This is a genomic window from Larkinella sp. VNQ87 (genome assembly GCF_049445795.1).
Classification (GTDB): Bacteria; Bacteroidota; Bacteroidia; order Cytophagales; family Spirosomataceae; genus Larkinella.
Window position 1 is genome coordinate 84,240 of sequence record NZ_JBMSDT010000009.1, and the last position, 12,666, is coordinate 96,905.

A 12,666-nucleotide genomic window follows, 5' to 3' on the forward strand; every position below is an offset into this window, starting at 1 on the left:
TTCAGAATTCGCCCAGGGCGTCCTTTTCGCGGATAATGTTTGCCAGCATCAGGTACACCACCACCAGGTACGGTTCCGATCCATCCAGTGGCAAGCCCTGAGCCTGAAGGTGCGGCAGCGCCATCGACTGAAAGAAAACCAGTTCCGGCACCGCGTTTGGCCCATCCGACAGCACCACTTCGCCCGTTTGGGCGTTCCGGAAACTATCCCGGGTGGTTCTCGGAATTTCAATCGGTTGTACCCTCGCCAGGCGTTCGCGGGCCACAAACGGCGGCAGGGCGTTATCCTTGCTGTAGAACCCGGCCAGATCCCGGCCTTCGTCATCGAACACCCGCATTTCAAACAGGGCCGTAATCTCCAGATCATCATCGAAGGTCAGCCGCTTGAGCCGTACCCGGCGCTGAAGGCCTGGGCCTAACAGGGTGGTTCCCGAAATCGGGACTTCGATCCCGGCGATGGCTCCGGTTTCCGAAATAAGCAGGCCTAGCGCCTGTAACGTATTGTTTTCCATGAGTTAAGCAATAACAAGGTAATCGTAGGTATAAGCCGTTGACGCCGTTGGCGCGGCATCCGTGGAACTGATCGTAAAGGACGTGGCGGTTTTGGTCAGGATGTAGAACCGCGTGATCGACATGGCCCCCTGGTTGCTTCGGGCCGTTAACAGAATGGCTTTCGGCGCGGCCGCCAGGGCGGAAGAAAACGTGATCACCGCCACGGCCACGTTCGTTCCCGGGCTGGTTCCCATCATGATCGTTAAGGTTCCGGCCATATCCGTCGATCCGGCCGTAATGGTCGCCGAAGCTCCCGATCCGGCCCCGGATTGGGCTGCAATGGTGGGCGCGTTCCCGGCCGCCGTTAAGCGTTTTACCGATACATCGCCGTTGAACGTGCTGGATCCGGCGAACGTATTGGCTCCGGTAAAGGCATTGCTGGCCCCCAGGATCAGACTGGTATCGAACCCGGCTTCCCGAATATCCAGCATCGTAAAGTAAAAGGTGGTCGTGGCGGCCGGGTTGTTGTAGTTGATCAACAGAATCGGCCGGATAAACGCCGTACCTGGGCGGAATTGAAGGTTTGCCGGATCTTCCGAATTGCCCGCGTTAATGCCCTGGATGTAACATTCGTACAGCGTCCAGGCGTTGGGAACCAGGCCATTATTCAGAACCGAACTGTACATATAAGTCCCACCTTCCATCACGTTGGCCACCTTTGTTCCGGCCGGAAGGTTCGGGCCGGGCCAGGGAACGCGAAGCGTGACCACGTTCCCAGCTATGCCCCCTTGCGCCCAGGCTCCACCGTTGCCCAGCGAATAGGCGTTATAGTTCGCCGAAATGTTGCGGGAATATCCGTAATCCGGAAAGATCTGGCCCAGGCCGTTCGTATACGGATACCAGGCAAAGCCCCGGTGTGCCGCCGTGGCTCCATTGTGCCAGTTGGCCGAACTCGTTAAGGTCATCGTGGTTTGCCCCGTATTCAGAGCAGCCGCCAGGGTGGTCTGGGTTCCCGTTACCTTTGCCCAATGGGGCGGCTGAATCTCCTGGCCTTCACTGTCATAACAGGCAATCCCGAAATAACACCGGGCGGCTGCGTCATAATTGGCCCCGCTGGCGTCGCCGTGGCGGGCCACCACCGACAGCCGCAGCCGCCGTAGCAGGTTCACCGGAATAAAATCCGTCGTCCGTAGGGTAGCGTTTGCGCCTACGTACTTAAACGCCCCTTTTCCCCCGGCTGGTGGCGCTTGCGTCGGATCGTACGAAAGGTTGGAATTCCCCGTATGGAAATTGCTCAGATCCCCGAATTCGCCGTTTCCGTTTGTAATCAGGTTGCCCAGTACCAGCGGAAAGCCCCCGGCGATTTGGAACAGGTTGGCTTTCTCCAGAACGCCATCCTGGCGCTGAAGCACCAGCTTATCCTGGGTGCGGTTGATCGGCGTTGTCCGGGCCGGAATGGCGCTGTTTGTCAACGTTCCCGGATCGCCTTTCGCCCCCGTTGCGCCTGGTGCGCCCGTTGCCCCCTTCAGTTCGACGTAATTTCCCGGCACACCATCGGCACGAATAAACCTTAGTTGGGTGCCGTTCCATTCGTGATCCGGCGTAAACTCCTGGGCCGCCAGCAGATCCACGAAGGCCTTCAGAAAATTCCGCATCGATTCGGCCGTATTGATTTTGGCAGGTGGCGCGGAAATGATCCCGGCGTCGATCATCGCCTTAATTGCATTGACGTTAAAAGCCATTGGAAAGAAAATTTAAGAGTTGAAATCAAACGAAAAGGACTCATCGAAATCCGCCAGCGGATTGATCAGATCCTCATTTTCAATACCATCCATGTAATAAGCGGGCTGGCTCACGCTTCCGGCAAAGCTTAGAACCGTCTGGTTCCGGCCGGTATGGGTTCCGGTTTGTGCCTGGATCGCCAGGCGAAGCGGTTGGGTGGGCGTACCGACACAGCGGAAAAAGCCGTTCCGATCACCGATAAACGCGATCCATCGAACTTCCCGATTTCGGTGGATCCAGATCGTTACGTCGGGCCGGATCTTCGGCAGCACGATCTGAATGGAAGGATTGAAGAAAACGCCCTGGCTGGAGGTTTCGGCCGGTTCAGAAAATTCGGCCAGTTCGGGCAAAACATCCACGTCGGTAATCATGTAGCCAGGTGCAAAAATCAAGTGCTGATCCGACAGGATAATATCATCGTACCCCCGCTGGCCGGGTGGTGGGAACCGCTCCGGATGAATGAACTGAAGCTGGTGGGATGGCACCAGCCGAAGCCGACGAAGCCCGCCCGCGTTGCCTTCGCCGAATACCGATTCCAAGCTTTCGGCGGCTGTATCGAATAGCTGTAAATACATGGAGCGAAGGACGCCCCCGGATCCGGAAAAAAGTAGGACACAAAAAGGGCGGAATTGGCAACGAATCCGCCCGCGAAACCGCCTGAAAGCGGCCAGCTTACCCACCATTAGGCAAACAAAAAACCGCTGGACAAATCAGCGGTTTTCTGGACTCGTTTTTTCAAAAAAAGGACGTGTTTTCCCCAAAATTGGACACGTTTCAGTTTGGACACGCCACCATCCCGGCATCCGCCAGCGCCCGCTTCTCCCCTACCGAAAGTTTGTCATACATTGGATCGGTAGCCCGGGCCGATCGGGCCACCAGTTTCCGCACCGCATCTGCCGAATAATGATCCGGGTTGATCTTGTGCTTATCCGTGAACCGAACCGCCGAACCGTTCAGGCTGGGAAAAATATCCATGCGACCTTTACACCAGCCGATGGCGTAAAACTCGAACAACACTTCCAGCAGCCGCCCGACTTGCAAAAGCCGCTGATCCGTCACCAGCGAAGGCCGAAGATCGAACTTCAGCTTCAGGTGCAAACTTTCCGGATCCAGGATCGGAACCGGCGTCAAATCTTCCAGGTCGACTTCCTGAAGCGGATACGTACAGAACACAGCGGCCACCAGTTCGCCCAGGCGCGAATTCCGCCGAACTTCGATCGCTTCTTTACCCAGCACATACGACGACTGGAAAAACTGTTTGATGTGCGGTTTAACAGGGATGCTTAACGTCATAAAGGATGAATGAAGGATATTGATGGATGATCAAATAAAACCGGCTAACTATCAACGCCTTATCCAGACAGAACAAATACGCAGCTTTCTAAGTAGTTCCTGATAACCGGCTTCGAGTTGGTAGTCTGTTAAATGTAGCGGTTTTCTCGTTTTCAGGAAAAGAAAGCTACTCATAAAAATTCTTACCTTTTTTCTCTCGATTGGCCGCCCCCAAACGCCCAAAACCGCTCCCTACAATTGTACTTTCAAAAGTTGACCTTGTGGCTGCCATCGTGGCCAGCATCCCTTTTACACCGCCACGGCTGCGCAACACGCGTAGGTAAAAAGTGGAAAAATTCTTTAACTTTTTAACTTCTTAAATCTGGGCCTTAACTAGCTGAATTTCAAGCCAATTTTTGGTTAAAGAATTGATTCAATTTTCTTAACCGGGTCAAAAAATTCTTTAACCGGCCGATTTTGCCTTAAAATGTTGCCCCCTTCATATTTAAACTTTCTCTATTTTTTTTAACTTCTTAAACTTAGTTAAAAAAAATATAAATTCTTTAACCACTGATAGCCAGCCAATTATCGGTAAAAATCCGCTTGGTTTAAGAAGTTAAAGAATTTTCTGAAAATTCTTCCTGGAAGGTTGCAAGGAAACCCAAGCCGGGCCGCTGGGCAAAAAAAACGCCCGTAAACAGGCGCTTGTGGGGTTGGCAGCATTTGTACAAAAAGAATATTTAACCGTTAAAAAAATTAGTGGCACCAAAACGGGAATTACTTAGTATGTTTATAGGCCTTGATAAAAAATATTGTAATAAATTAAAACCTTACCTTCAGGCCACCATGAAAAGACAAAATAAAAAGTCAAACAAAAATAAAAAAGATAGAGAATTATCGATTGTGGTTCCACAATCGATAATTCAAGATAATATGTATAAACCTGCGATTGACTTTATTACTAGTTATAGTTCAAGCATTAACTCAGTATCAAGTCAACTTAAACTATTTAATCAACCTCAATTTCAATCAAGCTTAATAAACTCTATAACAGGCCTTCAAGAGAGAATATCTTCTTTGTACAATTTCCAAAAAGTATTACCTGACATAAATAATATATCTTCATTTTCAAAAGCACTTGAGATTTCTAGAAGTGCTACCTTAACATTTGCAAAACTATCTAACTTAAAAGATATTTCAGCTTTTTATTTACAGGAACCTCAGTCTACATTTTCAGAAGTAATTAAAGGCTCGATGCTTGCGGTACCAACAATTACTCCTTTTGACTCCTCTAAGTTTAGCCAATCAGCTATTAAAGCTCTTGGATCCGAAAATCTACTTTCATTAAATATCCAATCTAGTATTGCACGGGCTTCAGAGCTTTCCCTTTTCGCTGAAAAATCCCTATCATCTTTCAAATGGGAAACCCTTGGTGATAGAATTAAAATTAATAGTGAAAACAAATTATTAATTAGCCAATCTTTCCTTGATCTTTCTACAGATTACTCATCCCTATTAAATTCTTTTGCCACCCTCCCAAAAACATATTTAGATATACCTTCTTCAATTACAAAATTATTGCCTGTTGAGTTTTACACAAGTGCTAATTTCTTAGAGACGATCACAACAGAGGAAGATATTTCTGTCGAAGAAGAAGTAATTAAAACAGAAATACAACTTGAAAACGAGAATTCTCTGAGCGAATACCTACCAAAAATTCAGAAGGGTCTTTTAAGTATGTGGAAAGGAGCATTAGAGGCATACAACTCAAATAATCCAGACAAAGCAAGGCATTTCTCAGTTTCTATAAGAGAACTTTTTACACATTTGATGCACTTACTTGCTCCAGATGATGAAATAAAAAAGTGGACTCAGGAAAAATCGAATTATCATGAGGATAGGCCAACAAGAAAAGCTAGACTCCTTTACATTTGCAGAAATATTTCAAACAATAAGCTAAATAAATTTATTGAAAAAGATATTCAAGCAACGATCGAATTCATCAACCTCTTTCAAGATGGGACACACAGTATAGAAAGTGGCTTTGAGTTGGAACAACTTTTTGCAATTAAAATTAAAGCGGAAACAACATTGAAGTTTATGCTTGAAGTTGAATTTAATATTAACAGAACATAAAAAATAGTTTCAACTATAATAAACAGTCACTTTTATTCAAATCCTCTTTACTATGAATTATTTATTTACAGCAATTGAGATGCATCCAGATAAAGGGTTTGGAATAACCGCAGAGTCCTATTTTAGAAGTGCTGAACATTTAAGAGAAAACAAATTTGAGCATTATGAGATCACCCAACAAGCTGAGATGCCACAGAACTTTCTATATAGACACTCTATTGAACTATACTTAAAATCTTTGATAATAATTTTCCACAAAGAACTACAAATTAATTACCCTAATGAATCATTTGAAAGTGACACCCCTGAAATATTGATAGATGGTAAATTAAAAAAATTGTACACAATTCATTATATTGATAAGTTATATGAGTATTGGCTTAATTTTTTATTATTACCAAATATAGAAATTTTAAACGAAATAGCCTCGAAGGGTGATTGGCGTGAAGTAGAAGAAATATCAATATTATTCCCAGTAATCTCAAAATATGACCAAGATAGCTCATATTTTCGTTACCCAATTACTAAAAATAGTCCACTTGACAACGAAAAGTACACAATGCAGAAATTTAAATCTTCAAGCATTGATGATTTTGTAAAGGAAGTCCAAGAGCAAAAAACTATAAACAATAAACCAACTTTCACTTTATTAATAGTTGATGGTAACAATAATATAACTGATGGATATAAACACATAAGAAATACATTAGTCGAAGTTCGAGATGCTTTACAAAAAGTAGCTCATTACTTTTATTGTATTCATACAATGACAAGGATTACATTATGTAAAGGATTTTAAATAATGACCCTACCAATAAATTACTGTAAATTCTTAGTTTCTAGCTTTTTAGTCTTAAATCCCGACAATTATTATACTTCTATGGATATCATTTGTCTATTGATTAATTTAAGCCATTCTCATAAATCCTAGTTTCATCAATTTTCATGGCTTCATCAATCGATGAAGCCATGAATTTGTGTTCTTCAACCAGCGCAAACTTAACTTGAGTACCCACTTCGACCAGTTAGCGTTTCATGTAGCCTTTGGCACTTCTTTCCCGCCTTTCATCTCCACCAGCGATTCCTTATCCACCAGCGCCCAAAAATCGCCCAGGGCGTGATAAAAAGCGTTCGGATCGCCTACTTCCAGGAGCCAAATCCCGACGGTTCGCAGGTCAGCCGTTACGCCCTTATATTGCTTGTCGACCACGGCGAACTGGCGCTTTCCGTCCTTCGATTTCCACCAGCTATACAGCGCAACCGTTCGGGCGGGTTTAGTTTCCGGCTTCGCTTCCATGTTGCGCGTCCAGTTGGGCTTTCAAATAGTCTCCAGTGGCTTCATCCACAATCAGCACCCGGCCAGCAATCAATTCTTGAATCAGGTGTTCCGTATGCGTTAAATCATCAACCGATTGACAGTTCACCAGCCGATTGGCCAGCTTCAGCAGAATGTCCCGCATCAGGAAAATCGGCGCGTGTTCTTCCGGCGTCAGTTCCGATAGAAGCTTTGCCCGATGTTTATCAGCCGCCTTTCGGATCGATGGTTCGGATTCGGTTTTCGCCAGCATTACCAGCGCCACGTTTTGCACCAGGTATTGAATCACCTTGTTCTTCTGGCCGGTTGTCATCGCTTCAGGCGTTTAATATTCAGAATCAGCCCGTATACCAGGGCGTACAGGATCACCAGGCAAAGAAGCCCAGGCAGTAAGAGCGTAAGCGCCAGAACCAGGCTGGCCACGTTGAAGGATTGCAGCAGAATCATGTATCAGAAGTAGTAAAGGATGATAGGGTGGTAAAAGGCGGGTGGAAAATTGTGGGGTAATTTTCCACCCTTTACAAAAAATATAAGTGGGGTTACACCTGGTTTTTGATTGCTTCGATGGTCAGCCTGGCGCTAGGCAGCGCCTGATCTACTTCCCGGATCTCCGACCATAATTCGGTCGTTACCTGGCCATCCGGAATTGAATCCACGATCATCGACCACAGATCTTCCGCTTCCCGAATGATGGCGATTACATCGTCCAGGTTTCGTTTTTGGAGAAATGCCATTTTAAAGTTTGAATAAAGTTTAGAGGGTTGTTTTGGGATTTCCGATGTGCGTCCGGGCTTCCGGAAGGCTCATCGCCTTGCGCGGATCCGGGCGGTTAGTTCGGTCGTGTCCGCCGTTAAAATCTGGACTTCGCGGCCATCATTCGCCAGCCGGATCGATACATGGGGCGAAGCCTTATGATCCCGCGTATACCACTTTAGTTCATTCTTCAGCAGCAGCAGAAAGGCCTTCAGCGAAACCGGTTTCATTACGCCCTCACCTTTCGCCCAGCGTTGGGCCACGTCGACCAGGTGCGCTTCAAGTGCGGATAGTTTAGACAGTGGCCGGATGGTTTCAACAGAGAAAAGAAGCATTGTTTATGGAAATTAAAGGATGAATGATTTCAGAATAAAATTCGGTGCGTGAGCTGCGGCACCCGGTCACTTTTGGCCGGATCCGGCCGGGCCCAGCCCGACGGCAGCCGTTTGAACAGTTGCCCGACCAAACAATCTTTGGATTCTACGGGCTTCGGGCCTTCGGGATTTTCATGGGGTTCGGTATAGTAAAGGATGAATGAAAGGTCTTATTTCAGCTTGGCCACTTCGTCAATTTCCTTATCCGGCGTCCGGATGTAGATGAATTCTTTCGAGACGTTTTCGCTGTTCTTCCGGATAATCAGGCCTTGCTTATTCTGGAGTTCGGTAGGATTGTACTGGTAGCCGTTGAAGCTACACCAGGCTTTCAGCGCCCGCTTAAATTGCTGGCTGCTCATCTTAATTTTGGAGGAACGGAACAGATCTTCCTGGGCATCTTCCTTAATGATCAGTTGATCCAGGCGGCCACCTTCGAGCGAGAAATACGCATCGGCCCAATTTCTGAAGTGATCCCCCATCACCGCGATCAGGTTCCGCTTCGACAGGTTCGACAGTGGCGCTTCCAGCTTGTCCTGACAACCCAGGTAAAACTTCAGGCATTGCGCCATGAAGTTGTAAAACCGGTTCCATTCGGCTTCATCGAAATCATCAAACAGGTTCATCCCGAATTCGTCCGCTGGCGAACGGCTTTCCCGGTAGTCGCCCGTATTTTCGTGGTAGTAGTCCGAAAAAGCCACATAAAGCTTCCGGCGTCGGCTGGAGGGATCTGTATACCGATCTCCGAAATTGGTATCAAACAGCCACTTCGGCGAAACCGCGTATTCCAGTTCAAACGATCGCTTTTGTTTGGGGTTTACCGTGGTAGCGCTGGTTAGTGGCGCGTAGAAGAAACCGAAGGGAAGCGATTCGTGGGCATCTTCAACGTGGATCAGATCCGTATCCTGATCGACGTTTTCCAGCAAGTGCTTATTGTCCACCAGTTGCGGGTTCCGTCCGTCTAGCTGCACTTTCGTCAGCAGCTTGTAAACCCCTTTTGCCAAGATCCCCTTCCCCGCCCCGCCGTGGCTTTCGCTGTTTTCGCTGATCTTCGCATCCATCACAAAAACCGCCCAGGGCTTCGCTGGATTTTTGTAGCGATGCAACAGATACCCGATCGCGTAGATTTTGTTGATCAGATGAAGCTTCTGTTCCTGGATTTCTTCGTTCGTCAGCAATTCGCCATCGATGGCAAACTGGTACTTCTTTTTGTATTCGATCTGGCGTTCCGGCGTACTCCAGTAAAGCATCGCCTTCAAATCATCGTTGCTCAGGTTGTTGTCGTTGCAGTACTCCACCTGGGCCGGTCGATCCATCAGGCCCAGATCCAGGCGTTCTTCTAGTTCTTTCCGCCAGTGGCTTCGGCTGGTCTGGATCAGAAACTTCAGGAACAAAGCCGGTTCCGGGCCGATCTCCAGATCATACTGGCCTTCGGCGTCCTTGGTGATCGTTAACATATCCGGCAGGATCTTCACCGGCCGCTGAATCACCTTATGTTCCCAGATATGTTTCTCCAGGTTGGCCGATTTCTCTTCCTGGATGGCTTCGGCCGTGATCTTCCAGGTAGCTTTCTGGAAAAACAAGTACTGGTAGTCCGGGCCGTAGGTCTGAAAATCTCCTTCAAAAAAGCCCAGGTTCGAAATGCTGGTATCGCCCAGGTACGGCGTTTTGTACATCGCATTCCTAAGATCCACGGCGTACCGGCGTTCTTCCAGAAAGTTGTGGATGAAGTCTTTCACCGAACTCGGTTCGATCTTGGAAACGATGTTGTTTTGCTCCCGAACGAAGCAAAAACCGTCTTTCTCCTTCGGCGATCGATACCGGGCAAAACCGTTGGCGCGTAGAAAGTTGTAGGCGTGTACATTGTTAAACTTATACTCCATCAACAGCTTCCCGAACTTCATCTTCGGGGTGCCATCCCGATCCAGCGCCACATCCTGATCCCAGAACTGATACGGAAGCGCCACCTTCACCAACTCCAGAAACTCGTTCTTCCGATGGTACTTCAGGTAATCACGTACGTCTTTGCAGGGATTCCCATTCGCGTCCAGGCGCTTCCGCAACTCATCCGGAAGCCAGATCGTCCGGATTTCCAGGTACGTCATGGCCAGTTTGTGGGCTTCACGGCGGCCGGTCACGTCAATATCCGGCAGGTTATAAATCCTTTCGGCCAGGCGGCCCAGCGTTTTGTAATCCGATGGCGACAAAACGGCCGTTTCGCTGTTTTGCCAGATCACCGCATAGCCCAGGGCGGCCACGTTCAGGGCGTCCGATCCGCCCGTACAAAGGATTAATTCTTCCAGCTTTTCCGGGCCTTTTTTCTTCTTTTTGGCCGGTTTATCGCCATCGTCCAGATCTTCTTCGCCAGGCTCCGGATTGGTGGCCACCAGTTCAGCCACCTTTTTCTGGGCCTGGGCCAGTCCGTGGATAAAATCGATCGGTTTGTTCCCGGTCGACTGAAACCGGAATTTCTTTTCCGCCTTCGGTTTATACAGCTTCTTCCATTCCCCTTCATCGATCAGGAACATCGGAAACAGTTCGTTACTGCTATACTGGTGGGTTTTGCCTTCCTTCGTTTGCGTATACGATTTCAGGCATTTGTAATGATAGTAGGTACAAATCCGGGTTCCCGTTAGTAGGCGCGTTTCGTCGTTGTGGCCCAGGGCATTCCAGGCATTCGTAGAAAACAGCGCCTTCAGGTCGTGGATCTCAAATTCCTTAAATTCGAAGTTCATCTGGCCTTCGCCTTCGTCGGGCTTCGCTGGCCAGCTTTTATATCCCGGTTTGGCTTCCGGCACGTCGGCCCCTTCGTATTTGTAGAAAACCGCCACGGCCTTCAGCGCCGTAACGAAATCCGTTCCATCCAGAAATTGAGCCACCGCCACGGCGTTCATGGCCTTTTCCGACGATCCAAAATCTTTTACGATGTACGTTCCCGTATTCGGATCTTGTTTCAGACTGGCCGAAGCCGTTTTTTCTTCCGGCCGAAGCTTGAACTTCCGGTTTCGGTGGTTTACGCTTTCGGCGGCATCCGGTAAACGGTGAACGATATACGATAGCCCGCCATCGATGGCCAGCAGATCGTTTATCTCTATTTTCTTCTTCATGGAAATGTAAGGATGAATGACATAAGAGGGTATGGCTACGCCATAGGCAAAGCCTTATCAGCGGACTCCTGGCAAGAATAATCCTTACTTTACTCCCATAATTGGACGCCGAAGCCAGTTATTGAATGAGTAGCTTTTCATTAGAATAGGCCAAATGTGAAAGGGCTAGAATTGCTCCCGATACAGAATGAAATGGGCATTTAGCTCATTATCTTCGATTGAAACCGTATTGATGTAAACCCGTACGTCGGTTTCAAAAAGTGGAAGGAACTGGTCACAGTGTACAAAACCGGATGTCTGTTTAACCGAGAAGCTGTTTCTGGACTCGTTGAAGTCAATGGATTGGCAGTCGAACAAACACCCCTGAATGATTTTCTTAATGTCGTCGGTCAGTAGATTTTCCATCATGATAAGGGGTTAGTCGTTACAGCCGTAACGGGTTGTGAGGGTTCGGGTGATCAGCGATTCAATGGCAAGCATGGTTTGGCGGAAATACTTCAGGCCGGGCAGGTATTGGGCCTGAAGGGCGGCTGATTCTACGATCAGCCGGGCGCGTTCCAGATACGGATCGGGCTGGCTCGGAAGGGAATTATCCTCGTACTGGTGGATAATCGTTTGAAGGTTCATGGTGTATCAAAGGATGAATGGGTACGGAAAACAAAGGGGGAGCGCGATTAGCGGGCGTTAACATTCCAGGCCGGCCGCCACCTGTTCGACAAGTTCCGTGAATTGCGGATCGCCAGCATGCAGAAACCAGGCATTTCGCCAGCGGTTCGCGTTCGTGAGTTTGTCCAGTTCGGGCGCTAGTTTCACTACGGCTTCCAGTACTTTCTGTTGTCCCATTTCATCCGGAAGGCGCTTTTTGGCTTCTTCCATCCGGTTTTTCCAGTACTGGGCTGATGTTACTTTTTGCATTGCGTTTTTTATTAAAGGATGGATTAAAGTTGCCTTATGCAACTTTTAGCGTACATTTAGCCAGATTTGGTGTCACCAAATCTTAGATTGCAACTTTTATGCAGCAAATGTAAGATAAAAATTACATCTGCAACTTTTATCGTGCAAAATTTTGTGCGTTGATGGATTTTGGAGAGCGTATAAAGCGGTTACGTGAGTCCCAAAAGTTGTCCCAGGAAGATCTGGCGCGACTTATGGGAAAGAAGCATAGAAATGTTATTGGCTCATGGGAAAAAGGAAAAACCGAGCCAACATTATCGGACGTACGCAAACTGGCTGAAATCCTTTCAACCACGACCACTTATCTAATTGAAGGTATCGAATTAAAGCAGAATACTACACCGGAAGCCCCCGCTGGATACGTAATGATTAAGGCTGAAGAAATCATTGAACTTCAGCGTAAGGTCATTGAGAAGCAGGAAGAAAAAATTAAGAAGCAAGAAGCCAGAATCGAAGATCGGAATTGACGCCCTCGTGCGGGCGCT

The 12,666-nt window shown here is 47.7% G+C and carries 16 protein-coding genes; 3 read left to right on the forward strand and 13 right to left on the reverse strand.

From position 1 onward, the window contains the following. Position 1: 1 nt before the first annotated feature. From ACO2Q8_RS16685 to ACO2Q8_RS16700, 4 genes are all read right to left on the reverse strand, one after another. Complete coding sequence (locus ACO2Q8_RS16685; RefSeq protein ID WP_423345979.1) at positions 2-511, reverse strand: hypothetical protein; 510 nt, start codon at positions 509-511, stop codon at positions 2-4. A 3-nt stretch (positions 512-514) separates the two neighbouring features. Beyond that, a complete protein-coding gene (locus ACO2Q8_RS16690) occupies positions 515-2,233 on the reverse strand; it encodes a hypothetical protein (protein ID WP_423345980.1) in 1,719 nt (572 codons plus the stop codon). 12 nt (positions 2,234-2,245) lie between these two features. Then, a complete protein-coding gene (locus ACO2Q8_RS16695; protein WP_423345981.1) occupies positions 2,246-2,848 on the reverse strand; it encodes a hypothetical protein in 603 nt (200 codons plus the stop codon). A 199-nt stretch (positions 2,849-3,047) separates the two neighbouring features. Beyond that, positions 3,048-3,566 carry a hypothetical protein gene (locus ACO2Q8_RS16700; protein WP_423345982.1) on the reverse strand — a complete coding sequence of 173 codons (519 nt, stop codon included), beginning with the start codon at positions 3,564-3,566 and terminating at the stop codon, positions 3,048-3,050. A gap of 825 nt (positions 3,567-4,391) precedes the next feature. On the opposite strand from ACO2Q8_RS16700, the gene ACO2Q8_RS16705 reads away from it, so the two are divergent. Together ACO2Q8_RS16705 and ACO2Q8_RS16710 are read left to right on the forward strand one after the other, a co-directional pair. Continuing rightward, positions 4,392-5,681, forward strand: a complete 1,290-nt coding sequence (locus tag ACO2Q8_RS16705) for a hypothetical protein (protein WP_423345983.1) — start codon at positions 4,392-4,394, stop codon at positions 5,679-5,681. Between the two features lie 52 nt (positions 5,682-5,733). After that, entirely contained in the window at positions 5,734-6,480 is a 747-nt protein-coding gene (locus tag ACO2Q8_RS16710) for a hypothetical protein (RefSeq protein WP_423345984.1), read from the forward strand. Positions 6,481-6,714: 234 nt separating this feature from the next. On the opposite strand, the gene ACO2Q8_RS16715 is transcribed toward ACO2Q8_RS16710, so the two are convergent. The 9 genes from ACO2Q8_RS16715 to ACO2Q8_RS16755 form a co-directional block, all read right to left on the reverse strand. After that, complete coding sequence (locus tag ACO2Q8_RS16715) at positions 6,715-6,978, reverse strand: hypothetical protein (protein WP_423345985.1); 264 nt, start codon at positions 6,976-6,978, stop codon at positions 6,715-6,717. Then, positions 6,956-7,309 carry a hypothetical protein gene (locus ACO2Q8_RS16720; protein ID WP_423345986.1) on the reverse strand — a complete coding sequence of 118 codons (354 nt, stop codon included), beginning with the start codon at positions 7,307-7,309 and terminating at the stop codon, positions 6,956-6,958. Before ACO2Q8_RS16720 ends, ACO2Q8_RS16715 begins: the two co-directional genes overlap by 23 nt. Beyond that, on the reverse strand, positions 7,306-7,443 hold the full coding sequence (locus ACO2Q8_RS16725; protein ID WP_423345987.1) for a hypothetical protein: 138 nt from the start codon (positions 7,441-7,443) through the stop codon (positions 7,306-7,308). Before ACO2Q8_RS16725 ends, ACO2Q8_RS16720 begins: the two co-directional genes overlap by 4 nt. Positions 7,444-7,535: 92 nt before the next feature. Further along, on the reverse strand, positions 7,536-7,730 hold the full coding sequence (locus ACO2Q8_RS16730; RefSeq protein WP_423345988.1) for a hypothetical protein: 195 nt from the start codon (positions 7,728-7,730) through the stop codon (positions 7,536-7,538). Positions 7,731-7,799: 69 nt separating this feature from the next. Continuing rightward, entirely contained in the window at positions 7,800-8,084 is a 285-nt protein-coding gene (locus ACO2Q8_RS16735) for a hypothetical protein (protein WP_423345989.1), read from the reverse strand. Positions 8,085-8,293: 209 nt separating this feature from the next. Beyond that, the gene (locus ACO2Q8_RS16740; protein ID WP_423345990.1) at positions 8,294-11,227 is read right to left on the reverse strand and encodes a hypothetical protein; all 2,934 of its coding nucleotides are present in this window, start codon (positions 11,225-11,227) and stop codon (positions 8,294-8,296) included. A gap of 165 nt (positions 11,228-11,392) precedes the next feature. Then, positions 11,393-11,635, reverse strand: a complete 243-nt coding sequence (locus ACO2Q8_RS16745) for a hypothetical protein (protein ID WP_423345991.1) — start codon at positions 11,633-11,635, stop codon at positions 11,393-11,395. Between the two features lie 9 nt (positions 11,636-11,644). Beyond that, on the reverse strand, positions 11,645-11,854 hold the full coding sequence (locus ACO2Q8_RS16750) for a hypothetical protein (protein WP_423345992.1): 210 nt from the start codon (positions 11,852-11,854) through the stop codon (positions 11,645-11,647). Positions 11,855-11,911: 57 nt separating this feature from the next. Next, the gene (locus ACO2Q8_RS16755) at positions 11,912-12,142 is read right to left on the reverse strand and encodes a hypothetical protein (protein WP_423345993.1); all 231 of its coding nucleotides are present in this window, start codon (positions 12,140-12,142) and stop codon (positions 11,912-11,914) included. 161 nt (positions 12,143-12,303) lie between these two features. Here ACO2Q8_RS16755 and ACO2Q8_RS16760 point away from each other — a divergent pair, with 161 nt between their 5' ends. After that, positions 12,304-12,648 carry a helix-turn-helix domain-containing protein gene (locus ACO2Q8_RS16760; RefSeq protein WP_423345994.1) on the forward strand — a complete coding sequence of 115 codons (345 nt, stop codon included), beginning with the start codon at positions 12,304-12,306 and terminating at the stop codon, positions 12,646-12,648. Positions 12,649-12,666 lie beyond the last annotated feature (18 nt).